The following is a 23,148-nucleotide window of genomic DNA, read 5'->3' as shown; positions in this document are numbered from 1 at the left end:
GCGACGACGCCGGAACGCGGCTAGACGAAGACACCCAGGATGAGGACGAAGACGAGGCCGGAGACCGACAGGAGCGTCTCCATCACCGACCACGACTTGATGGTCTGGCCGACCGAGAGCCCGAAGTACTCCTTGACCAGCCAGAACCCGGCGTCGTTGACGTGGCTGAAGAACACCGAGCCGGCGCCGATGGCGAGGACGAGCAGCGAGACCTCGGCCGCGGGCATCCCGGCGGCGAGCGGGGCGAGGATGCCCGAGGCCGTCACCGTCGCGACCGTGGCCGAGCCGGTGGCCAGGCGGATGAGGACGGCAACGATCCACGCGAGCAGGAGCACCGAGAAGCCGCTGCTCTGCACCCAGTCGGCGACGAGCTTGCCGATGCCGGTGTCGACGAGGGTCTGCTTGAAACCACCACCGGCGGCGACGATGAGCAGGATGCCGGCGATCGGCGGGAGCGACTTCTCCAGCGAGGTGGCGAGGTCCTTCATCCCCATGCCGGCGCCGCGGCCCAGGGTCGCCATGCCGACGAAGACGGCGATGAGCAGGGCGACGAGCGGGGTGCCGAGGAAGTCGAGCACCGTGCGGACCGTGTTCTCCTCGGCGAGGAAGATGTCGGACAGCGCCTTGCCCATCATGAGCACGACCGGGGTAAGCACCGCGAGGAGCGTGGTGCCGAACGACGGGCGGCGCTCGCGGGTCTGGCCGTCCGCGAGGTCGGTGGAGAACAGTTCGGGGGCGGGGACGTCGACCCAGCGGCCGGCGACCTTGGCGAACAGCGGACCGGCGATGGCGATCGTCGGCAGCGCGACGAGGACACCGAGGCCGAGGGTGAGGCCGAGGTTCGCCTTGAGGGCGTCGATGGCGACGAGCGGGCCCGGGTGGGGCGGCACGAGGCCGTGCATCGCCGACAGGCCGGCGAGCGCCGGGATGCCGACCTTGATGATCGAGACGCCGGCCCGTCGGGCGACGAGGAAGATCACCGGCATCAGGAGCACGAGGCCGATCTCGAAGAACATCGGCAGGCCGATGAGCGCGCCGACGCCGGCCATCGCCCAGGGAAGGGTCCGCTCCGAGGAGCGTCCGATGAGGGTGTCGACGATCTCGTCGGCGCCGCCGGAGTCGGCGAGGAGCTTGCCGAACATCGCCCCGAGGGCGATCAGCGTGCCGACCCCGGCCGCGGTGGAGCCGAAGCCCTTGGTGAACGAGGCGACGACGTCGCTCATCGCGACCCCGGCGACGGCTCCGACGGTCAGGGAGCCGAGGGTGAGGCCGAGGAACGGGTGGATCTTGAACTTCGTGATGAGCACGACGATCACGGCGATGCCGAGCAGGGCCGCGGGCACGAGGCGGGCCGCGGGGATGTTCAGTGCTGCCTCGTCCGCGGCGCCGAGCGCCGGGAACAGCAGGGAGGAGATGTCGGTGGTCATACGAGGGAACCGCCCTTCGTGGCGAGGATCTGGAGGGACTGCTCGACGAGGTCGTCGACAGGGCTGGCGACGTCGAGGGCCTGGCCCCGCTCGTCGGCCTCGAGGGGCTCGAGGGTGGCGAACTGGCTGTCGATGAGCGCGGCGGGCATGAAGTGGCCCGGCCGGCCGGCGACCCGCTCGGCGAGGACGTCGCGGTCACCGTGGAGGTGGATGAAGACCGTCTGAGTCGCCTGGCCGCGCAGGAGGTCGCGGTAGGAGCGCTTGAGCGCCGAGCAGGAGACGACTCCCCCGACGGCCCGGTGCTCGTGGAGCCACGCGGCGATGGTGCGCAGCCACGGCTCGCGGTCGTCGTCGGTGAGCGGGACGCCGGCCGACATCTTGGCGATGTTCTCCGGCGGGTGGAAGTCGTCCGCGTCGGCGAAGGGGACGCGCAGCCGCTGGGCGAGCGCAGCACCCACGGTGGTCTTGCCGGATCCGGACACCCCCATCATCACGACGAGGGGTGGGTGGTCACTGGTGGGCATCTGCGCGACTCCTTTGTCGGCTGGGGGTCTCGGCATCGAGGTGGTTGTCGACCAGAGTGGAGCATTAAGTCTGATTTATCAAGAGGTAGTTCAGAGAAAAACTCATCATTGACGGACGCTGCGCGAATACGTCCGCGTCTGGCACGCTGGGCCCATGGCGGCGAGCGACGACGGTGATGACGCGGCGAGCCCCGCCGCGCCCTCCTCCGACCTGCACGCCGGCGTCCTCGACGCGCTCGGGGCCGAGATCGTGTCGGGCACCGCGCCCGAGGGGTCGGTCCTGCGCATCGACCGGCTCGACGAGCGCTTCGGCGTCTCGCGCTCGGTGGTCCGCGAGGCCGTGCGGGTGCTGTCGTCGATGGGGCTGGTGGAGACCCGCCGCCGGGTCGGCGTGCTGGTGCGGCCACGGGCCGGGTGGAACGTCTTCGACCCGCGCGTCATCCGGTGGCGGCTCGACGGTCCGGGGCGCGAGGAGCAGCTGCTCTCCCTCGGCGAGCTGCGGCGCGGGTTCGAGCCCGTGGCAGCGGGACTGGCGGCCCAGCGGGCCACCGGCGAGCAGTGCGCCCGGATGGCCGCCGCCGTCATGGCGATGCAGGTCCAGGCCAAGGCGCAGGACCTCGAGGCCTACCTCGAGGCCGACCAGGTCTTCCACGCGACGATGCTCGAGGCGTCGGGCAACGAGATGCTCGCGGCGCTGGCGAGCGTGGTCGGCGAGGTCCTCGCCGGGCGGACCCACCACGACCTCATGCCCTCACGCCCCAACCCGGAGGCGATCCGGCTGCACTCGCAGGTCGCGCAGGCCATCGGCGCCGGTGATGTCGCCGCGGCCACGGCCGCGATGACGGCCATCATCGACGAGGCGAGCGCCGCCGTCCGCGAGGCGTCGGGCGCCTGATCGCTTAGGTGCGCTCGACCGCTACGGGCGGACGTTCTGGATGTCGCGCCGGATCTGGTCGTAGAGCTGCTGCTGCTGCTCCTCGAGGTGGAGGATCCGCACGGCGGCGACGGCCAGGACGATGAGGATGAGCGCGCCGACGACCCACGCGAGCCAGGTGAGCTTGCGCATCCGCTTGGCGTGCTTCTGCGGCGTCGGCGGCGCCATCGAGAAGTTCTCGGTCCAGCGCTCGCCGTTCCAGAAGCGCTGGCGGCCGTCGGGCATGGGGTACCAGCCCTCGGGCACGTCGAGGGACGGCTCGTCGTCCTCGTACACCTCGGTGCGCGCGCCGCGTATGGCCATGGCTGAACTGTAGGGCGCCGGGCCGCGCCACTGCGGGGTTTTCGGGCGTTTCTGGGCGGCCGTCCCACGGGGCTGGACGAACGGCCGAGAAGTTCCCCGGCCGGGGATGTATCAGGGGGCCGCGCGGTCCCTCCTGACGGTGACCGGGTCGCGCGCAGGGCACCCGTCACGCGGGCGCCGGTCGCTGTGGGTGCGTCGGCACCGTGCCGGCGCGACGTCGAAAGGGAGCGCGATGGCCAAGCGCCGCGACATCAACGAACTCTTCCAGTGGCTTGACCGGCCGATCTTCTGGGACCCCGTCCCGGACTGGCTGAACGAGCGGTTCGACGACCGCATCCGCACCGAGTTCCTGCTCAAGGACCTCGAGATGCAGCGTGTGGTCCTGGAGAAGCAGCTGGAGACGCTCACCGTGAAGATCGACCTCATCCAGAAGACGATCGGCGGCTGAACGATGTCCGCCGTCGTTCTCGGGACGCCTCGACACCGGTTCGCCGGTGCCGGGGCGCACCCCGGAGGAGCCGTCATCGTGGGCTTCCAGGACCAAGGCAACCTGGGCATGGGCTACCTCGCGTCGACGCTGGAGAAGTTCGACCACCCCGTCGAGCTCATCGAGTTCCGTGACCCCGCCGACGTCACGATCGAGCGCGTCCTGGCCGCCGACCCCGTGGTCGTCGGCTTCTCGCTCATCTTCCAGTTCTACCTGCCCGAGTACCGCACGCTCATCCAGCGGATGCGGGCGGCGGGAGTCACCGCGCACTTCACGATGGGCGGGCACTACCCGAGCCTGTGCCCGGAGGAGGTGCTCGAGCTGGTGCCCGAGCTCGACAGCGTCGCGCTGTACGAGGGCGAGTACACGCTCGTCGAGCTGACCGCGGCGCTGCGCCGCGGTGAGGACTGGACGCTCGTGCCGGGCCTGGCGTGGACCGACGACGCCGGAGAGCTGGTCCACTCCCCCGACCGCGGCCTCGCCGAGCACCTCGACGACCTGCCCCTGCCGATGCGGTTCAAGGAGGCCGAGCGCGTGCTGGGGTGGCCGACGCTGCCGCTGCTCGCCAGCCGCGGGTGCGCACGGCGCTGCTCGTTCTGCTCGATCCACACCTTCTACCGCGGGGCCACGGGCAAGACCGTGCGGGTGCGGGCGGCCGCCAAGGTGGCCGAGGAGATGGAGATGCTCGCCGACACCCAGAACGTGCGGATCTTCCTGTTCCAGGACGACGACTTCCCGCTCGCCGGACGCCCGGGGCAGCGGTTCGTCGCCGAGCTGACCGACGAGATCAAGCGCCGCGGGCTGCACGAGCGGGCGATCTGGAAGATCAGCTGCCGGGCGGAGTACATCGAGCCGGAGATGTTCGCGACGCTGCGCGACGCCGGGATGTACCTCGTCTACATGGGGCTGGAGTCGGGCAGCGCGGAGGGGCTGGAGGTGCTCAACAAGCAGATCACCACCGAGACCAACCACTACGCGGTGGCGACGCTGAAGTCGCTGGGGATTCTCGTGGAGTACGGGTTCATGCTCTTCGACCCGTCGACGTCGTTCGGGTCGATCCGCGAGAACATCACGTTCCTGCGGGCGATCCTCGCCGACGGCTCGGGCGGTGCGGTGTTCTGCCGGATGCTGCCGTACGGCGGCACGCCGATCCGCGAGCGGCTGCGGGCGGAGGGTCGGCTGCGCGGGGACGTGAAGTACCCCGACTACGACTTCCTCGACCCGCGGCTGGGCACCTACCACTCGCTCCTCGACGCCGCGGTGTCGCCGTGGATCCACGGGGCCGGGCTGTCGCACCAGCTGAACTGGGCGTGGCACGAGGTGTTCGTCATCCGCCGGCTGGTCGGCGAGCTGCCGGGGCTGGCCGGTTTCGAGTCGGACCTCGCGGGGCTGACGGTGCGCAGCAACGAGGTGCTGTTCGGGTTCGTCGAGGAGACGTCGGCAGCGTTCGAGACCGGGGACTCGCGGATGCTGCTGCGGCACAACCTCCGTGAGCCGCGGCGGGTGCTCGGCGACGAGCTGGTCGAGCTGCGCAACGACTTCGTGGCCGACAACCAGGACGCGATGCTCGACGCGCTCATGGCGACCGACGGCATCCACGGGCCGGTGCTCATGCCCCAGGTCTTCTGAGGGAGCTTCCGCGCCCGTCGTCCTCTGGTTCGAGGTATTCCACCCCCGTGTGGTGCCGGGCGAATACCTCGAACCACGAGGAGCCGCCCGGGGCTCAGGGCACGACGAGGTCGGCGCGGGCCTCCGAGCGCACCGAGATGGTAATGCTCACGCCGAGCGAGCGGAGCACCCCACCGACCAGCGGCAGCTGCGCCTCGCCGGTGAGGGTGACGACGGCGGTCGCCCCGTCCGGCGACCCGGTCTCCGGGCCGAGTCGCCACGCGGTGATGCTGCCGGGTCGGGGTCGGCTGCCGACGTACCGCGCCGCCTCCTCGCGCACCGACGCGTTGCTCACCGGGACCGACTGCCCGACCCCCTCCCGGTAGGCGGACGCGTCGAGGGCGTTGGCCGCGCTGAGGGCCGCCCCGTCGGCGACGTCGAGGAGCCGCATGCGGGACAGGTGGGCCGACGTGACGGCGATGGTCCCGGCGATGAGGACCGCGGCGATCATCGTCAGGCCGAGGATGAGGACGCTGACCGACCCCCGCTCGTCGCGCTGCCTGGGCGTGCGGTTCACGGCGTGCCCCGGAACCGGTCGACGGTGGACAGGTGGCTGGCCGACACGGGGATCGACAAGGGCACGACGTCGCGCACGAACGACGGCACGAGGGGAAGCGGGACCCGCACCGACGCCGTCATCTCCACCCGGCCGTCCGGGCGCAGGCAGGGCGACCCGTCGCACGCGACGGTGAGCCGTCCCTCCTCCTCGAAGGAGTGGTCGAGGAACGCGATGCGGGCGGCCGCCTGCGCCCGCGCTCCGGCGGCCTCGCCGGAATCGGCGGTGACGAAGGCCCGCCCGGCCTCCCTCGCCGCCTGGCTCACGGCGTACGACCCTGCCTGCAGCCGGGCCATCGTCATCACGAGGTAGATCAGCGGCACGAGCATGAGGACCGCCAGCACGACGAACTCGACGACGGCACTGCCGGACTCGTCGCGCGTCCTGTTCGTCCTCCTCGTCCTGGGCGGCCCGGTCACTGGGACTCCAGGAAGGCGCGTCCGACGACGTCGAGCCGGTCGTCGGGCCCGAGCAGCCCGATGACCGGGATGGGTGCGACGACCCTCACCTCGACGACGCGCACTCCCCCGACGACGCTCTCGCGCGTCGTCACCTGACGGGCGTAGGTCGGCGACAGGGACTCACTGATCAGGGCCTGGGTCCGCGAGACCGCCTGTCCCGGAGCCGCATCCGCGCGGGCACCCAGCCGCGCCCCTTCGGAGGCGCACGAGATGAGGGTGTTGCGTGTGTGCAGGGCCAGCCCGAGCTGGACCACGGTGAGGAACAGCAGGAGCACGAGGACGGACACCATCGCGAAGTCGGCGATGGCGGCCCCCCGCTCGTCGTGCCGGCCCACGGTCGCGTGCGTCGGCTGCGTCAGTTGCGGACCGAGGCGAGCGCCTCGCGGAACAGCGCGACGAGCTGGTCCTGGGCGACCACCCACAGGACCGACACGAGGCCCGCGGTCATCAGGGTGATGAGGACCCAACCCGGCACGTCGCCGCGTTCGGCTCGGCGGGCGCTGCGGTGCAGCACGCGGGCTGCGGCGGCGTGGAGTCTGACGGCGAGGTGTCGTGTCGTCATCGGGCGGTCCTTTCCTGCAGTGGTCAGAGGGTGAAGCGGAAGAAGGTGAAGCCGGGGAACACGGCGAAGAGGATGGTCACGGGGAGGATGAGGAACACGACGGGGACCATCATCGCGATCTCCTTCTTGCCGCCGGACTCCATGAGCGCCCGGCGGCCCTCCTCGCGGACGTCCTGGGCCTGGGCCCGCAGGACGTCGGCCAGGGGGGTGCCTCGCTGCACCGCGATGACGACGCCGTCGACGAACCGGCGCAGGCTCGGGAGGCCGGTGCGGTCAGCAAGTCCGGACAGGGCGGTGGGGACGTTGGCCCCGGCCCGGGCGTCGGACAGGCAGCGGCGCAGCTCGCCCGCCAGCTCACCGGTGGACAGCCGGCAGACGCGGTCGAGCGCGCCGACGGCTCCTTCGCCGGCTCCGACCGCAAGGGCCAACAGCTCGGCGACGGTGGGGAACTCCATCAGCATCCGTGCTTCGCGGCGGGCGGCCTTGCGCGAGAGGAGGTAGTCGGCGCCGGTGACCCCGATCCCGGCCCCGATGGCGGTGACCATGACCGCGGCCACCGGCCCGGCGTCGCGCAGCACGACCGCGGCGGTCCCCACGGCGCCACCGACGACGGTTCCCAAGGCACCCCAGAGGACCTGCTCGGCCCGGAACCGGTCGACGTCGGCGGGCAGCCCGGCGCGCAGCTGGCGTCGACGCACGGTGTCCGCACCGCCCATCACCCGCTCGACGACGCGGCCGAGGTCGCGCAGCACGGGCCCCGCGATGACGCCGACGGCCCCGCCGAGCGGGCGCTCGTCGTCGAGCAGGCGGGAGGGGCGCGGCGTGTCGCGCAGGTACGGCAGGACGCGCCCCGCGAGACCCTGCCTGCGATGTCGTGGCAGCCCCACCCAGACCAGGGCCAGCCCGAGGCCCAGCACGAACCCGAGGACGGCTCCCTGCCGGGCGAGGGCCGTCATCGCAGGACCCGCTCGTCCTCGGGGAGCCGGCCGATGCGGACCATCGCCCAGTAGGCGACCGCGGTGACGGCCGCACCGGCCCCGAGCACGATGACTCCCACCCCGGTCGAGTAGGCCCGCACCGACTCGGGATTGGTCGACAGCATCCCCAGGACGATCCACGGGGCCGCGACGGCCAACCGCGCCGCGTTGACGGTCCAGGACTGTCGGGTCTCGAGCTCGGCGCGGGTGCGCGCGTCCTCGCGCAGGAAGCCGGACAGGGTGCGCAGCAGGTGGCCGAGGTCGGTGCCTCCGACCTCGCGAGCGATCCGCAGGCTCTCCACCAGGCGGTCGCCCACAGGGTCGCTGAGGCGCTCCTTGAGCCGGTCGAGCGAGTCGTGGAAGCGCCCCGTGAGCCGGTAGTCGTCGGCGAAGGCCACGAAGGGCTCGCGCAGCTCGTCGGGGCCGCGGGTGCCGAGCTGAGCCAGCGCCTCCGGGAGAGCCATCCCGGCGCGCACGCCGGAGGTGATGTTGTCGACGGCGTCGGGCCACAGGTCGCGGAGCCTGGCTCGCCGCTTCCGCGCCCGTCGCCGGACCACCACGACCGGGAGCGCGGCCGCCATCGCTGCGAAGCACACGGCGATGGGCAGCACCCCGACCGTCGCCTGCACGATCGCGAGCACCAGGAGGAAGGCGATGACGCAGAAGGCGAGCAGGGTCCGCACGGACAGGCCCCCGAATCCGGCCTGGACCACCTCGTCGCGCAAGCGGTCGACGGGTCCCGCGCGACGCGTGGCACGGATGCGCCCCGGCTCCGGGACCCAGCAGGCCCACCAGACGAGGAACAGCCCCAGCCCGAGCGTGAGACCGAGGAGGACGCCGGCCATCAGACGGGCCCGTGCGCGAGGAGTGCCGACAGGTCGTACCCGGCCCTGGCGAACCGGTCCTCGTGAGGTGGGAAGCCGTCGGCCCGCCTCAGCTCGCCGTCGCGCCGGAGGAAGATGTCGGCGATCTCGATGACGTCGCCCTCCACCCGGCCGGGCACGGCGGCGATCTCGCGGACCACCCGGCGGCCGTCGCGCTCCAGCGCCGCGTGGACGACGAGGTCGACGGACGCCGCGACGGTGGGGACGACGAACCGCGCTGACACGTTCTCGCCGGCCAGCAGCGGCAGCGTGCACATCTTCGTGATGGCCTCGCGGGCACTGTTCGCGTGGATGGTGCACATGCCGGGAAGTCCCGAGTTCAACGCGATGAGGAGGTCGAGGCTCTCGGCCTGACGGACCTCGCCGACGACGATGCGCGACGGCCTCATCCGCAACGCCTCCTTGACGAGCCGGCGCAGCGGGATCTCACCGGTGCCCTCGAGCGACGGCTGGCGGCACTGCATCGATGCGACGTCGCGGTGCGGGATGCGCAGCTCGAAGACCTCCTCGCAGGTGACGATCCGCTCCCGGGACGGCACCGCTGCCGCCAGGCAGTTGAGCAGGGTGGTCTTCCCCGCCTGAGTTCCGCCCGCGACGAGAACGTTGAGGCCCGACGCCACGGCGGCCTCGAGGAAGCGTCCGGCCTGCCGCGACAACGTTCCGAGCCGGACCAGGTCGTCCATCGAGTCAGCCTTGACGACGAACTTGCGGACATTGACGTACCAGTGCTCGCGAGTGATGTCGGGGATGACGACGTGCAGCCGACTGCCGTCGGGGAGAACGGCATCCACGAACGGCGAGCTGAGGTCGACGCGCCGACCCGACGACTTGAGCATCCGCTCGACGAGGTCGCGCACCTCGTCATGGGACAGGAGGGTGTTCGTCAGCTCGGCGACGCCGTTGCGCGCCACGAAGACCCGGCTCGGCTCGTTGACCCAGACCTCCTCGACGGTGGGGTCGTCGAGGTACTGCTGGAGGGGACCGAAGCCGGCGACGGTGTCCCACACCGCCCGTGACGCGGCATCGATGTCGGTGAGGACGGGCATCCCTCCGTGCATGGACCGCTCGTCGTAGTCGGTGACCGCGTCGCGGACCAGCCGACGCACCGCGACCTCGTCGCGAGCCGGGTCCAGCCCCGACCGTCGGATGAGCTCGCGCACCTCGCCCTCGAGCGTGCGGACGGCGTCCACGGACCCTCCTCCCCCGCCCCCGGGCCCCCTGCCCACGAGCGTTCGCAGGACCAAGAAAACCGGAGTCCGCGCTTTTGCGCGAGCGGAAGGTACCGCCTGTGGACAACTCCGCTCGGCTGGAGGGCAGGCCCTACGGCGAGGCGTCGCTGCGGCTCCTCGCGCGACGGGCCGTCGACGCGAGCGCCTGCTGGGCCAGCTCGGCCAGGTGTCCCGGACCTCGGTCGAAGGCACGGCGGAACACCGGCTTGTAGCGGACCTCCACCACCCGGTGAAGTGCCCACGACGCCCCCAGCAGCACACCGAGGAGGATCACGGCCAGCGCCACCCCCTCCCCAGGGGTGGCCCAGCGGCCGAGCACGGCGTACCCGATCTCCTGGTGCAGGAGGTAGAGGGGGAAGGTGAGGATGCCCAGGGTGCGGGCTCCGGGGAGCGACCCGGAGGCCGGCATGAGCAACAGCACCGTCGCAGCCGCCAGCGTGACGACGAGCGGCATCCAGGGGAGGTACCCCGGGGTGCCCTGAGCGGACAGCTGCCCGACCTCGATGGCGAACCGGCCCATCGAGAACAGGCCCACGGCGAGGGCCGGGACGACCCACCACCGGCGTGCGTCGTGGCGTACCTCCGCGAGGAGGGCTCCGACCGCGAACTCGGTGTAGAAGTCTCCGGTGAGGACGTGGTGGGCGGCGCCGGGACGCACCACGGCGATCACGGCCATGGCCACCGTCCACGCCGCGATCACCTGGGGTAGTCGCTGCCCACCCCCGACCAGGATGACCCCCAGCACGAAGGCGTAGAACGCCAGCTCGTAGGCGAGCGACCAGTAGGACCCGTCGACGAACGTGCACCCCAGGGCGTCCGGCACCATCGTCAGGTTGCACAGGGCCGTGCCCACCGGGGTCTGCCGCCCCCCGATCACCAGCAGCACGACGACCGTGATGACCAGGGCGACCCAGAAGGTCGGGAACAGCCTCACCAGCCGCGAGACGACGAAGCTCCTGGCCGACTTCCCCCGGGCGGTGATGAGGATGACGTAGCCGCTGATGAGGAAGAAGACGTCGACGCCCAGGTGCCCGTAGACCGTCACCTGCTCGACTCCCGGAGCGATCGACGGCATCTGCCCCCACCGGGGCCCGTTGGAGGTCCAGTGGAAGGCGACGACGGCCAGGGCAGCGACGAACCTCAGGTAGTCCAGCCCGTCGATCCGCGCCGACGCCTTTGGCGACACCTGAGGGGCCGGACGCGTGGCGCCGACCGCCGTCGGCACCTCGGGACGACTCATGCGTGCGAGTATCGCTGTTCCGCCGAGGTTGCGAAGGGGAATGCCACTGCCCTGAGCGGGACGGCACCTGTGGACAACGTCGCGTCGTCGTCGGTGCCACTTCCTAGGTTGGCCGACATGGAGCTCACCCTCACGGTCCACGTGCCACGACGCCGACCCCACCCGGTCGACGTCGTCGTGCGCTGGGAGGGTCGGCACACGGCCGACGCGCTGGGGCGCGCACTCGAGGCCCACTTGGGGGTCCCGGTGCGCTCGCTCAGCGCGCGTGGCCGTCCTGTCCCGCCCGATGACGCTGTGGGGTCCGGTCTGCTCCGTCATGGCGCCGCGGTGACGGTGCACGACGTGGTCCGGGACCAGGAGGTGTCGGCGCCGCTGGGCCCGACGTCGGTGCTCGAGCTGGCCGTCGTCGGCGGCCCTGATGCCGGGCGGTCGCGGCCGCTCGCACCACCGGGCTTCCTCGTGGGTCGCTCGGTCGCCGGAGGACTGTCCCTGGCCGACGACGCGCTCAGCCGGGCCCATGCGCGGATCGCCGTCGACGCCTCCGGCGTCGTGGTCGCCGACGAGGGGTCCACGAACGGGGTGCTCGTCGACGGCACCCGAGTGACGCAGCCACACCTGGTCGACTCCGGGTCCACGCTCGTGATGGGCGCTTCGACTCTGCGCCTGCGTCGAGTCACCGGGGCCGGGCTCCCCGTCGAGGAGGACCCCGGCGGCCGGCTCCTGGTGCGACCCGCCACCACGTCGGCAGTCCTCCTCGACGACCTCGTCGTCGAGGCGCCCCCGCCGCTTCCCGACCGGCACCGCCCGCGCGTGCCGTGGGTGGCGGCGCTGCTCCCGGTCCCCATCGCGCTCGTGCTGGCGTGGTTCCTCGGCCCCCACCTGCTGGCTTTCGCGCTCCTCGGGCCGGTCCTGCTCCTCGGCACCGCCCTCGGGGACCGGTGGGGATCGGGGCGGGCCCACCGTCGCGCGGTGGCCGACCGCGCGACGGCGTGGGCCGAGGCGCGGGCCGTCGCCGACCGGCTCGTGGCCGAGGACGCCGCACGTCTCGACCGCGCCCATCCCGACCTGCACGCCGTGCTCCGCACCGTGGAGGAGCACCGGCCAGGGCTGTGGTCACGGTCGGACCTGCAGGTGAGAATCGGCTTCGCCGACGTGTCCACCCGGGTGGTGTGGCGCGACGGTCCGTCGACGGAGCGGCCACGCGCCCACCACGCGCCGGTCGTCCTCGACCTCGGCGTCACGCGTGAGGTGACGGCGGTCGGTGCGACGGGGCTGGTCTCCTCGTTCCTGGCCTCTCTCGTGGGGCAGCTCTGCGTCGGGCTGCCACCGAGCGCGCTCGAGGTGGCCGTCGCTTCCGACGCCCCCGAGTGGGACTGGGTGCGTCTGGTGCCCCACGTCGTCGCCGTTCCCGGCTCGCGGCCGGGCCTGCGCGGGGAGGAGCCGGCCGTGTCCGGCCGTCGGTCGTCGGATGCGGACCCGGGCCCGCCGGCGCGGGTCCTCGTCGTGCCGGCCGTCGACGGGGCGACGCCGGACAGGGTGGCGGCCGCCCGGGACCGCGGGTGGGTCGTCCTCGCCGGGACGCCCGACGCGCCGGCCGGAACCGAACTCGGCCAGGAGCGTGCCGTCGTCGAGCTCGGCGACGGCACGATCCTGACGACGGCCTCCGGAACGACGCCGCTCGTCGCCGACCACGTCGGGTCGTGGTGGACCGACCGCGTGTCGCGCGCGCTCGCTCCGCTGCGCGAGGACCATCCGGAGGATGCTGCGGGACTGCGGTCGAGCGTGTCACTGACCGAGCTCTTCGGAAGCGACACCCTGACGCCGGCGAGCGTGATGGCGCGGTGGGCCGGGGCGGGCGGTCGCCTCCGCGCGCCGATCGGCTTCGGCCGCAACGGAGTCCACACGATCGACCTCGACAGGGACGGCCCGCACATCCTCGTCGGCGGCACCACGGGGGCGGGCAAGTCCGAGTTCCTGCGTACCCTCGTCGCGAGCCTTGCCGCCTCGGTTCCACCGGAGGACCTCGCCCTGGTCCTCGTCGACTTCAAGGGCGGCGCCGCCTTCGGGGCCTGCACCGACCTCCCGCACGTCGCCGGGGTGCTGACCGACCTCGACGAGCACCTCGTGGCGCGCGCCCTGGCGTCCTTGGGCGCCGAGCTGCGTCGTCGTGAGCGGTTGTTCGCCACGGTCGGAGCGTCCGACCTGAACGCCTATCGTCAGTCGGCCCGGCAACCGGAGCGGGTGCCGCGCCTGGTCGTCGTCGTCGACGAGCTCAAGGCGCTCGTGCAGGAGGTGCCCCGCTTCGTCGACGGGCTGGTGCGCCTCGCCGCCCAGGGGCGATCCCTCGGGGTCCACCTGGTCCTCGCCACCCAGCGACCGTCGGGCGCCCTGTCGTCGGAGGTCCAGGCGAACGTCAACCTGCGGATCGCCTTCCGGGTGCGCGACCGCGCCGACTCGGTCGACGTGCTCGACGACCCCGCCGCGGCCGCCCTGGACCCCTCGGCTCCCGGGCGGGCGATCGCCCGGGGTGGCGACGGGTGCCTGACCCACTTCCAGAGCGCTCTCATCACGACGCCGCCCGAGGTCCGGGCACCCCACCTCTGCGTCCACCAGCCCGGCGACTCCTGCCCCACGTGCGCGCCCGCGCATCCCGACGGTCGGGGCTCCACCGCCGGCCCGCGGCGCGACGACGCGGTCCACCAATGGGTTTCGGTGATCAGGGAGGCGGCCGCGGAGGCTGGACAGGACCGGGCCCGGCGCCCCTGGCCGGCTCCCTTGCCCAGCTCGGTCGAGCCCGCTGGCGCCGACGCGGAGGGTGGGGTCCTCGTCGGCCTGGTCGACGAACCAGACCTGCAGCGCACCAGCAGGTGGTCGTGGTCCCCTCAGGACGGCACGTGGCTGGTCTCCGGGGGTCCGCGGTCAGGACGGTCGACCGCGGCACGGGCCGTCGTGCTGTCGGCGGCGAGCCGCCTGGGGGTCGAGGGCCTGCACCTGCACGTGGTCGACCCGACGGGAGCCTTGGCCGACCTGCGCGCACTGCCCCAGACGGGAACGACGGTCGCCGCCGGTGATGACCGTGGCCTGCGCGCGCTCGTCGACCACCTCTGCGGCCTCGTCAGCGCGCGGCGCCACCAGACCTCCGACCCGACGTCGCCGGACGGGGCGGCGGGACGGCCCCGGGAGCCCGTCGTCCTCGTCGTCGTGGACGGGTGGGAACAGATCGTCGAGGCACGACCCGAGCAGTGGGCGGACCCCACGCTCGACGCATTGGTCACCGTGCTGCGCGACGGTCCGGCCGTCGGCGTGGTGGGTGTCGTCACGGGCGGCCGCGCCCTGTTGCACCCCACGTGGGGTGGTCTGGGCGGGCAGGTGCTGGTCCTCGGGCGGGTCGACGTCCTCGATGCCGCCCTCGCGGGGCTGCGCGCGGAGGATCTGCCGTCGTCGCCGCCGTCCGGCAGAGGTGTCCGCGTCAGAGACCGCCGGGAGGTGCAGGTGGCCGCGGCCACGGCCGCGACGACGGACCTGGTGCGACGCACGTCCGCCGGCCTCCCCCGCGCCGAGCCGGCCCGCCCACCGTGGCGCCACGTCCCGCTGCCCGACTGTGCGACACGAGAGGCGGTCGTGCGGTCCCCGAACGACCGCCTCGGTGTGGGCCTGAGTCGGACGGATACCGCTGTGGCGGAGTGGACCTGGCGTCCGCCGGTGCACGGCCGTCGGATGCTCGTGGCGGGCCCGCCGAGGTCAGGGAGGAGCACCACCCTGGCGGCCATCGCCGATGCGGCCCGGCTCGCCGGCCGACCGGTTGCCCTCGTCACCCGCAGCGGAGTCCGATCAGGCCGGCCGTCGCCCGACCCGCTCTTCTGGGTCGTGCCTCCGGACGACCCCGGACCACTGGTCATGGCGCGACGGGCCCACCCGGACCTCGTGGTCCTCGTCGACGACGCCGACCGGACCGACGACACCGCTGTCGCTCCGGTCCTGCGGGAGGTGGCCGAGCTGGTGGACCGTGACGACGGGCTGCTCGTCGTGGCGACGACGACGTCCTCGCTCGCGGTGCGCTTCCGGGGCCTCGACGTCGAGACGGCGCGGCAGGGGTTCGGGATCCTGCTGTGGCCGAGACCCGCCGACGGCGACGTCCTCGGCCAGGGACGCCTCGAGGCGCTCCCACGGGTGCCGGGTCGAGGCGTCGTCGTCGGGGACGGCGCCGCTGTCGAGCTGCAGGTCTACCGACCCGCGGCGTCAGGCGTCGCCGTCGACCTCCGGAGCGAGGGTGTCGACGCCCTTGGACGCGAGCGCCACGAGGGCCGTCCCGAGAGCCAGCGCGAGGAGGCACCAGCCGAGGAACCGTAGGCCGCCCTGGATCATCCCGCCGCCGACGGGGAAGAGCAGGGCGCTCCACACGATGGTCGGGGTCTTGGGCCACGCCGCGTCCCCGAGCCAGGCGCGCGAGACCAGGCCGAGGCCCACCCCGAAGACGGCGATGAGGAGCGCCGACATCACGACGCGCACGGGGTCGCTGCCCTCGCCGACGGCCAGCTCGTAGAGGTAGAAGGCCGCGAAGCCGAGCAGCCCGAGCGCCTGCACACCGGTGAGGAGGGCCGCGACGCGACGGGGGCCGCGTGAGACCACCGAGGAGTCGTCGGTCGCGGTCGGGTCGGGCACGGCGCCAGCGTATCGAGGCGCCCCGTCCGCCCCCTCGGCGGCTCGTCGCCGAGATGTCGGCGGGCTCGTCGGGAGCGGCGACCAGACGCTTCGGCGTGTCGCGTCTCACCAGCCGCCCCTGTGCACCTCCTCAGGGTCCTCGAAGGGTCGACACCGGGGCGGCTGAGGCATCTGGGAGGACCTGACAAGGCGACGCTGTTTCCGCAGGTCAGCGACCCGCAGAACGCATCGGGAACAGATCGGGGTGCGGCATCCGTTGTGCGGGGGTGGCGACCACTGCGGCCGTCCGGCTTCCGGGACGACCTTCGACCCCTCCTTCACGGATTGGGACACCCCCGGTAGTGTGGAGCAACGGACGTCTGTGCTTGGGACGTCCGTTCCGGCTGCAGTGACGCAACCAGTGGCGCCTGCACCCACCCTTCGTGCCGGCGCTCGACACGACCGCAAGACCCCCGCGACAAGGAGCACCCTTACATGGACTGGCGCGACCGCGCTGCCTGCCTCGACGAGGACCCCGAGCTGTTCTTCCCCATCGGGAACACCGGCCCGGCGATCGCTCAGATCGAGGAGGCCAAGCTCGTCTGCCGCCGCTGCGAGGTTCTCGACACCTGCCTGAAGTGGGCCATCGAGTCCGGCCAGGACGCCGGCGTCTGGGGCGGCATGAGCGAGGACGAGCGCCGCGCCCTCAAGCGGCGTAACGCCCGCGCCCGCCGCGCCGGCTGAGGACCAGCACCGCAGCACGACCCCGTCGACGCCCGGTACCCACCGGGCGTCGATCCATGTCCGGGACCGGTCGCCTCAGCGGGTGAGCGGGCGCAGCCGCGCCACGAACACCACGCGTGTCCCCGACGGGTGGTTGCTCTCCCACCGGATCCGGCCGCGCAGGTCGGCGGCCAGCGACGTGACGATCCGCGTCCCGAGCCCCGCCAGCACCGGGCGGAACCCCGCCGGCAGCCCCACCCCGTCGTCGGCGATGACGACGGTCAGCTGCTCCTCCCCCGACTCCAGGGTCACCCGCTCCACCTCGACGTCGACCCGCCCGTCGCGGTCGGCCAGCCCGTGCTCCACGGCGTTCTGGACCAGCTCGGAGACGATCATCGCCAGCGCCGTGGCGTCCTCGGCGCGCATCCGGCCGAAGCGCCCGGTGAAGGTCGACTCCACCCGGTGCTCGCGCATCGCCACCTCGACGACGGCCCGCAGCCCGCGCAGCGCGATCTCGTCGAAGTCGACGGTCTCGTCGAAGCCCTGGCTCAGCGTCTCGTGGACGAGCGCGATCGTCCCCACCCGGCGCACCGCTTCCTCCAGCGCGCCCTTTGCCTCGCCGTCGGGCACGCGGCGGGCCTGGAGGCGCAGCAGCGCGGCCACGGTCTGGAGGTTGTTCTTCACCCGGTGGTGGATCTCGCGGATCGTCGCGTCCTTGGTGAGCAGCTCCTGCTCGCGGCGGCGCAGCTCGGAGACGTCGCGCAGCAGGATCAGCGCCCCGCTGCGCACCCCCTGGATGATCACGGGGATGGCGCGCATCGTCACCGTCGCGCTCGTCGTCTCGACCTCGGTGCGCCACGCGGCGCGCCCGGTGGCGACGACGGCCAGCGACTCGTCCACGGCCATCCCGGCGCGGGAGACGAGGTCGGCGACGACCTGCGCGAGGACCTCGCCCATGACGTTGCCGACGTGGCCCATCCGGTGGATCGCCGAGACCGCGTTGGGGCTGGCGTAGCGGACGAGGCCGTCGACATCGAGCTGGATGACGCCGTCGCCGACGCGCGGGGCGCCGCGCCGCTGGCCGGTGGGTGCCGACGTCGACGGGAAGTCGCCGGTCGACACCATTCGCATCAGCGAGTCGGCGAGGTCGCGGTAGGTGAGCTCGAGGCGGCTCGGGGTGCGGGCGCCCGTGAGGTTCTGGTGGCGCGTCATCACGGCGACGACGCGGCCGTTGCGACAGACCGGGACCGCGTCCTCGCGGATGGAGATGTCCTCGCGCTGGGTCGGCTCGGGCTTGGCGAACATCTGCTGGGTGCGCGCCGCCTGGTCGAGCATCGCGGCCCGCGACCGGCTGGACGAGCGCCCCACGATGTCGTCGTAGAACACCATCGGCCCGGTGTTGGGGCGCACGTGCGACACCGCGCGCCAGCCGTCGAGGCCGCCGCGCACCCACAGGACGAGGTCGGCGAAGGACAGGTCGGCGATGAGCTGCCAGTCCCCCACGAGCAGGTGCAGCCACTCCGACTCCGACGCCTCGAGGGTCGTCGTGTCGCGCAGCATCTCGGCCAGCGTGCTCACGCGGCCGAGCCTAGGCGACCGGGCGGGGCACCCGACGGGGCGCCCCGCCCACCGGACGTCAGGAGGACGCGCCGACCCGGATGACCGAGCGCAGCGTGCGCAGCGCGACCGACAGGGCGGCGATGTTCGGGTGGTCGAGGCGGCGGATCGCCGACAGCGCGGTCTTGCTGCGCTGGATCGACTCCTTGTTCGCCTTCTCCCACGCCTCCCAGGCGGCGGACGGGTCACCGGACCCCCCGACCTCGATCACCGAGCGGGTCAGCGACTCGAGCACCGCGTAGAGGTCGTCGCGCAGGGCCCCGCGCGCCAGGGCGTCCCACCGGTCGTCGCGCGGCAGGCGGGTGACCTTGGTGAGCATGGCGTCGATGCCGAACCGCTCGGAGACGACGTAGTACAGCGGGGCGACCTCGGTGGGGGCGCGGCCGGTGTCGGTGGCGATGTCGACGATGTCGAGCAGGCTGAACCAGTCGAGCAGCATCGCCGCGCGCTGGGCCAGCTCGTCGGGCACACCGGCCTTCACCAGCTCGGCGGCGCGCTTGTCGAGCCGGCGACGCTCGTCGCCGCGCAGCAGGTCGGGCACCTGCGGCCCGAGCTCCTGCACGACCCCGCGGAACCGCTCGATCTCCGCACCGATGTCGAGGCGCGTGGGCCGCGAGGTGAGGAACCACCGCACGGCGCGGTCGAGGAGCCGCCGGAACTCGAGGTACAGCGCGGTCTGCGCCGCCGTGGGCACCTTGGTGTCGAGTGCCTCCACCTCGCGGACGTAGTCGGCGAGCCCGAACACCTCCCGGCAGACGACGAACGCGCGGGTGACCTGCTCGGGGGTCGCCCCGGCCTCCTCCTGCGCCCGGAAGGCGAAGGTGATGCCGCCGCGGTTGACCATCGAGTTGACGACCGAGTTGGTGACGATCTCGCGCCGCAGCGGGTGCTGGGCGAGCTCGCCAGCGTACTTCTCCTGGATCGCCGGCGGGAAGTACTCGGCCAGGGTGCGCTCGAAGTACGGGTCGTCGGGGATCGAGCTCGCGAGGATGTCCTCCTTGAGCGCGAGCTTCGCGTAGGCCACGAGCACCGAGAACTCCGGGGATTTCAGACCCAGCCCGTCGTGCGCGCGCTTCTCGATCTCGGCGTCGCTGGGGAGGAACTCCAGCGCGCGGTCGAGGTCGTCGCGGTCCTCCAGCCAGTGGATCAGCCGCTGGTGGACACTGACCATCGAGTGCTCCTGCGCCCGGGCGTTGCCCAGCAGGACGTTCTGCTCGTAGTTGTCGCGCAGCACGTGCGCCGCGACGTCGTCGGTCATCGACGCGAGCAGCTCGTTGCGCTGCTCCGTCGTGAGGCCGCCCGCGCGGACCACCTCGCCGAGCAGGATCTTGATGTTGACCTCGTGGTCGGAGGTGTCGACGCCGGCCGAGTTGTCGATGGCGTCGGTGTTGACCCGCACCCCGCAGAACGCGGCCTCGATACGGCCCAGCTGGGACAGGCCGAGGTTGCCGCCCTCGCCGACGACCTTGACCCGCAGCTGCTTGCCGTCGACCCGGATCGCGTCGTTGGCGCGGTCGCCGATGGACAGGTGGTCCTCGGTGGACGCCTTGACGTAGGTGCCGATGCCGCCGTTCCAGAGCAGGTCGACGGGCGCGAGGAGGATGGCGTGGATGAGCTCGGCGGGCGTCATCGCCGTGCCGTTCTTGATGCCGAGCGCCTCCGCCATCTGCGGGGTGACCGGGATCGACTTCAGCGACCGCGGGAAGACGCCACCGCCCTCGGAGATGAGCGAGCGGTCGTAGTCGTCCCACGAGGAGCGCGGCAGCTCGAAGAGCCGCTTGCGCTCGGCGAACGACTGCGCCGCAACGGGGTTCGGGTCGATGAAGACGTGCCGGTGGTCGAACGCCGCGACGAGTCGGATGTGCTCGGACAGGAGCATGCCGTTGCCGAAGACGTCGCCGCTCATGTCGCCGACGCCGACGACCGTGAAGTCCTGGGTCTGCGTGTCGACGCCCATGTCCCGGAAGTGGCGCTTCACCGACTCCCACGCGCCGCGGGCGGTGATGCCCATGGCCTTGTGGTCGTAGCCCGCCGAGCCGCCGGAGGCGAACGCGTCGTCGAGCCAGAACCCGTACGACTGCGACACGCCGTTGGCGATGTCGGAGAAGGTCGCCGTGCCCTTGTCGGCCGCGACCACGAGGTAGGGGTCGTCGCCGTCGTGGCGCACCACCCGCTCGGGATGGACGATGTCGCCGCTGACCCGGTTGTCGGTGAGGTCGAGCAGGCCCGAGATGAACAACCGGTACGACGCCTTGCCCTCCTCGAGCCAGGCCTCGCGGTCGACCGCCATGTCGGGCAGCTGCTTGGGGTAGAACCCGCCCTTGGACCCCGTGGGCACGATGACGGCGTTCTTCACCATCTGCGCCTTGACCAGGCCGAGGATCTCGGTGCGGAAGTCCTCGCGCCGGTCGGACCAGCGCAGCCCGCCGCGCGCGACCGGGCCGAAGCGCAGGTGCACGCCCTCGACCCGCGGGCTGTAGACCCAGATCTCGAACTGCGGGCGCGGGGCCGGCAGGTCGGGGACGGCCTTGGGGTTGAGCTTGAGGGAGACGTACGGCTTGTGCGGCGCGCCGTCCTTGCCCTCCTGGTAGAAGTTCGTGCGCAACCCGGCGCGGATGACGCCGAGGAAGGCCCGGATGATGCGGTCGTGGTCGAGCGAGGAGACGTCGTCGAGGGCGTCGAGCACCTGCTGGGCCAGCCCCTCCTCGGCCGCGTCGCGCGCCTTGGCGTCCTTGATGCCCGCGCGCTCGGGGTCGAAACGGTTCTCCCACACCGCGACCAGGTCGCGGGCGATGGAGGGGTGCGAGACGAGCGCGTCCTCCAGGTAGTCCTGCGAGTACGTGGCGCGCGTCTGGCGCAGGTACTTGGCGACGGTGCGGAGGATGACGACCTGCCGCCAGGTGAGCTGCGCGGCGAGGACGAGCTTGTTGAAGCCGTCGGACTCGGCCCGCCCGTCCCAGACGGCCGACACCGCGCCCTCGAAGAGGTCGCGGAGCTGGTCGTACGGGCACGCCTCCCAGATGTCGGCGTTCTGCACCCGCAGGCCGAAGTCGTAGACGTGCAGCGTGGTGCCGTCGGCGCGCTCGACCTCGTAGGGCTGCTCGTCGACGACCTCGACACCCATGTGCGTGAAGATCGGCAGGATGTCGGTGAGCGACAACGGGTCGACGCGGAAGAGCTTGAAGCGCCGCAGGTCGTCGCCGCCCTCGGCCGGCCGGTAGAGCGCGACGCTCGTGCCCTGGTCGGCGCCGAGGCGGTCGAGGTGCTGGAGGTCGGCGACGCCCTGGTTGACCGTGAAGGTGTCCTCGTACCCGGCGTTGAAGGCGCGGCCGAACCGGTCCATCAGCCGGTCGCCCTCCTCCTCACCGTGCTCGTGACGCAGGGCGTCGCCGAGGCGGTCGGACCAGGTGCGGCTGACCTCCACGAGCCGCTGCTCGAGGCGCTCCTGCTCGGCGCGGTCGAGGGTGCGCACCCGCCTGCCGCGCGGCACCCGCACGACGAACTGGAGCCGGGACAGGGCGGACTCGCTCACCCGTGCGGCGAACTCGACCGACTCGCCGCCGAAGGTCTCGGTGAGGATGTCGGCCATCCGCATCCGGACCGCGGTGTTGTAGCGGTCGCGCGGGATGTAGACGAGGCAGGAGACGAAGCGGCCGAAGTCGTCCTCGCGGATGAACAGCTTGGTGCGCCGGCGCTCCTGCAGCTGGGTGACCGCCATCGCGGTCTCGTAGAGGTTCTCGATGCTCGCCTGGAACAGCTCGTCGCGCGGGTAGCTCTCGAGGACCTCGAGGAGGTCCTTGCCGGTGTGGCTGTCGGAGGCGACGCCGCTGCGCTCGAGGACGGCGCGCACCTTCTCGGCGACGAGCGGCACCCGCAGCACCGACTCGGTGTAGGCCGTGGAGGCGTAGAGCCCGAGGAAGCGCCGCTCCCCCACGACCTCGCCGTCGTCGCCGAACGACTTCACGCCGACGTAGTCGAGGTGGGTGACGCGGTGCACCGTGGAGCGCGAGTTCGCCTTGGTCAGCACGAGGATGTTGCGGTCGTGCGCCTTGGCGGCGGCTTCGCGGCTGAGGACGTCGGGCTGCTCGCCCTGCGGGGGGTCGGAGCGGAGCAGGCCGAGCCCCGACCCGGTCACCGGGACGATCGCCTCGCCGTCGCCGGTCTCCTCGAGGACGTAGTCGCGGTAGCCGAGGAAGGTGAAGTGGTCCTCGGCCATCCAGCGCATGAAGGTCGTGACCCGCGCGACCTCCTCGGCGTCGACCCCCACCGGCGGCGACCCCTCGAGCTCGGCGGCGAGGACGAGGCACTTGCTGCGCATCTTCGGCCAGTCCTCGACGGCCTGGCGGACGTCCTCGAGGACGTGGCGCACCCTGGCCTCGAGCTCGCCGCGGCGGCCCTCGTCGCTCTCGCGGTCGACGGAGAGCAGCATCCACGACTCGGGGAGCTCGCCGACGGCGACCTTGTTCTTCGTACGGCCGGTGACGTCGCGCGCGACGACCTTCTCGAACCGGCCGACGGCGTCGCGGCTGACGACGAGCTGCGGGTGGACGATGAGGTGGATGTCCATACCGGCGCCGACGAGCGCCCCGGTGACCGAGTCGACGAGGAAGGGCATGTCGTCGGTGACGACCTGGATGATGGTGCGGGCGTTCGACCAGCCGTCGGTCTCGGTCGTCGGGTTGTAGACCCGGACGTTCGCGACGCCCGGCAGGCGGTCGCGGGCGAGCTCGAGGTGGCTGCGGGCCGCACCGGCGTAGACCTCGGGCGCCCGGGAGGTCAGCTCGTCGAGGGGGACGTGCCGGAAGTACCGCTCGACGAAGTCCTTGCCGCCGCCGTCCGGCGCTGCCTCCTCGAACGCTGCTGCGATCGAGGCGAGGACGTCCTCGCGGCTGCCGGTCTGGGGCTTCGACATGGT

At 72.3% G+C, this 23,148-nt stretch carries 19 protein-coding genes; 5 read left to right on the top strand and 14 right to left on the bottom strand.

The features are described 5' to 3' along the window. Window positions 1–20: 20 nt before the first annotated feature. Together ACFLFB_RS06735 and ACFLFB_RS06730 are read right to left on the bottom strand one after the other, a co-directional pair. Window positions 21–1,427, bottom strand: coding sequence for a GntP family permease (locus tag ACFLFB_RS06735; RefSeq protein WP_392544942.1), 1,407 nt, complete (start codon window positions 1,425–1,427; stop codon window positions 21–23). Continuing rightward, the gene (locus ACFLFB_RS06730; RefSeq protein ID WP_392544941.1) at window positions 1,424–1,951 is read right to left on the bottom strand and encodes a gluconokinase; all 528 of its coding nucleotides are present in this window, start codon (window positions 1,949–1,951) and stop codon (window positions 1,424–1,426) included. The genes ACFLFB_RS06735 and ACFLFB_RS06730 overlap by 4 nt, the downstream gene beginning before the upstream one ends. Window positions 1,952–2,105: 154 nt before the next feature. Here ACFLFB_RS06730 and ACFLFB_RS06725 point away from each other — a divergent pair, with 154 nt between their 5' ends. After that, the gene (locus ACFLFB_RS06725) at window positions 2,106–2,846 is read left to right on the top strand and encodes a FadR/GntR family transcriptional regulator (protein WP_392544940.1); all 741 of its coding nucleotides are present in this window, start codon (window positions 2,106–2,108) and stop codon (window positions 2,844–2,846) included. Window positions 2,847–2,867: 21 nt separating this feature from the next. On the opposite strand, the gene ACFLFB_RS06720 is transcribed toward ACFLFB_RS06725, so the two are convergent. Next, window positions 2,868–3,188, bottom strand: a complete 321-nt coding sequence (locus ACFLFB_RS06720) for a DUF2510 domain-containing protein (RefSeq protein WP_392544939.1) — start codon at window positions 3,186–3,188, stop codon at window positions 2,868–2,870. Window positions 3,189–3,420: 232 nt separating this feature from the next. Between ACFLFB_RS06720 and ACFLFB_RS06715 the strand changes: the two genes are divergently transcribed. Together ACFLFB_RS06715 and ACFLFB_RS06710 are read left to right on the top strand one after the other, a co-directional pair. After that, complete coding sequence (locus ACFLFB_RS06715; RefSeq protein WP_392544938.1) at window positions 3,421–3,636, top strand: hypothetical protein; 216 nt, start codon at window positions 3,421–3,423, stop codon at window positions 3,634–3,636. A 3-nt stretch (window positions 3,637–3,639) separates the two neighbouring features. Then, window positions 3,640–5,304: a B12-binding domain-containing radical SAM protein gene (locus tag ACFLFB_RS06710; RefSeq protein WP_392544937.1), complete on the top strand. Its 1,665-nt coding sequence runs from the start codon at window positions 3,640–3,642 to the stop codon at window positions 5,302–5,304. Between the two features lie 94 nt (window positions 5,305–5,398). Here ACFLFB_RS06710 and ACFLFB_RS06705 read toward each other — a convergent pair whose 3' ends face one another. The 8 genes from ACFLFB_RS06705 to ACFLFB_RS06670 all read right to left on the bottom strand — a co-directional run bounded on the left by ACFLFB_RS06705 (window position 5,399) and on the right by ACFLFB_RS06670 (window position 11,252). Beyond that, on the bottom strand, window positions 5,399–5,860 hold the full coding sequence (locus ACFLFB_RS06705) for a pilus assembly protein TadG-related protein (protein WP_392544936.1): 462 nt from the start codon (window positions 5,858–5,860) through the stop codon (window positions 5,399–5,401). Further along, a complete protein-coding gene (locus tag ACFLFB_RS06700; RefSeq protein ID WP_392544935.1) occupies window positions 5,857–6,318 on the bottom strand; it encodes a TadE family protein in 462 nt (153 codons plus the stop codon). Before ACFLFB_RS06700 ends, ACFLFB_RS06705 begins: the two co-directional genes overlap by 4 nt. Further along, on the bottom strand, window positions 6,315–6,695 hold the full coding sequence (locus ACFLFB_RS06695; RefSeq protein ID WP_392544934.1) for a TadE/TadG family type IV pilus assembly protein: 381 nt from the start codon (window positions 6,693–6,695) through the stop codon (window positions 6,315–6,317). The genes ACFLFB_RS06700 and ACFLFB_RS06695 overlap by 4 nt, the downstream gene beginning before the upstream one ends. Window positions 6,696–6,715: 20 nt before the next feature. Continuing rightward, window positions 6,716–6,922, bottom strand: a complete 207-nt coding sequence (locus ACFLFB_RS06690; RefSeq protein ID WP_392544933.1) for a hypothetical protein — start codon at window positions 6,920–6,922, stop codon at window positions 6,716–6,718. A 23-nt stretch (window positions 6,923–6,945) separates the two neighbouring features. After that, window positions 6,946–7,878 (bottom strand): type II secretion system F family protein, encoded by a 933-nt coding sequence (locus ACFLFB_RS06685; RefSeq protein WP_392544932.1) that lies wholly within the window; start codon window positions 7,876–7,878, stop codon window positions 6,946–6,948. Next, window positions 7,875–8,744 carry a type II secretion system F family protein gene (locus tag ACFLFB_RS06680; RefSeq protein WP_392544931.1) on the bottom strand — a complete coding sequence of 290 codons (870 nt, stop codon included), beginning with the start codon at window positions 8,742–8,744 and terminating at the stop codon, window positions 7,875–7,877. Before ACFLFB_RS06680 ends, ACFLFB_RS06685 begins: the two co-directional genes overlap by 4 nt. Next, on the bottom strand, window positions 8,744–9,973 hold the full coding sequence (locus ACFLFB_RS06675; RefSeq protein WP_392544930.1) for a CpaF family protein: 1,230 nt from the start codon (window positions 9,971–9,973) through the stop codon (window positions 8,744–8,746). Before ACFLFB_RS06675 ends, ACFLFB_RS06680 begins: the two co-directional genes overlap by 1 nt. A gap of 130 nt (window positions 9,974–10,103) precedes the next feature. Next, window positions 10,104–11,252 carry an acyltransferase family protein gene (locus tag ACFLFB_RS06670; protein ID WP_392544929.1) on the bottom strand — a complete coding sequence of 383 codons (1,149 nt, stop codon included), beginning with the start codon at window positions 11,250–11,252 and terminating at the stop codon, window positions 10,104–10,106. Window positions 11,253–11,369: 117 nt separating this feature from the next. On the opposite strand from ACFLFB_RS06670, the gene ACFLFB_RS06665 reads away from it, so the two are divergent. Continuing rightward, the gene (locus ACFLFB_RS06665) at window positions 11,370–15,602 is read left to right on the top strand and encodes an FtsK/SpoIIIE domain-containing protein (RefSeq protein ID WP_392544928.1); all 4,233 of its coding nucleotides are present in this window, start codon (window positions 11,370–11,372) and stop codon (window positions 15,600–15,602) included. Here ACFLFB_RS06665 and ACFLFB_RS06660 read toward each other — a convergent pair. Further along, complete coding sequence (locus tag ACFLFB_RS06660; RefSeq protein WP_392544927.1) at window positions 15,492–15,914, bottom strand: hypothetical protein; 423 nt, start codon at window positions 15,912–15,914, stop codon at window positions 15,492–15,494. The genes ACFLFB_RS06665 and ACFLFB_RS06660 overlap by 111 nt on opposite strands. A gap of 474 nt (window positions 15,915–16,388) precedes the next feature. On the opposite strand from ACFLFB_RS06660, the gene ACFLFB_RS06655 reads away from it, so the two are divergent. Then, window positions 16,389–16,637 carry a WhiB family transcriptional regulator gene (locus ACFLFB_RS06655; protein ID WP_392544926.1) on the top strand — a complete coding sequence of 83 codons (249 nt, stop codon included), beginning with the start codon at window positions 16,389–16,391 and terminating at the stop codon, window positions 16,635–16,637. 75 nt (window positions 16,638–16,712) lie between these two features. On the opposite strand, the gene ACFLFB_RS06650 is transcribed toward ACFLFB_RS06655, so the two are convergent. After that, the gene (locus tag ACFLFB_RS06650; RefSeq protein ID WP_392544925.1) at window positions 16,713–18,194 is read right to left on the bottom strand and encodes a sensor histidine kinase; all 1,482 of its coding nucleotides are present in this window, start codon (window positions 18,192–18,194) and stop codon (window positions 16,713–16,715) included. A 58-nt stretch (window positions 18,195–18,252) separates the two neighbouring features. Next, complete coding sequence (locus ACFLFB_RS06645) at window positions 18,253–23,145, bottom strand: NAD-glutamate dehydrogenase (RefSeq protein ID WP_392544924.1); 4,893 nt, start codon at window positions 23,143–23,145, stop codon at window positions 18,253–18,255. Between the last annotated feature and the right edge of the window lie 3 nt (window positions 23,146–23,148).

The sequence above is a fragment of the Oryzobacter telluris genome (assembly GCF_043099285.1).
GTDB lineage: Bacteria > Actinomycetota > Actinomycetes > Actinomycetales > Dermatophilaceae > Oryzobacter > Oryzobacter telluris.
Note: the sequence above shows the minus strand (reverse complement) of the source record. Positions and strands in the feature narration are given on the sequence as shown.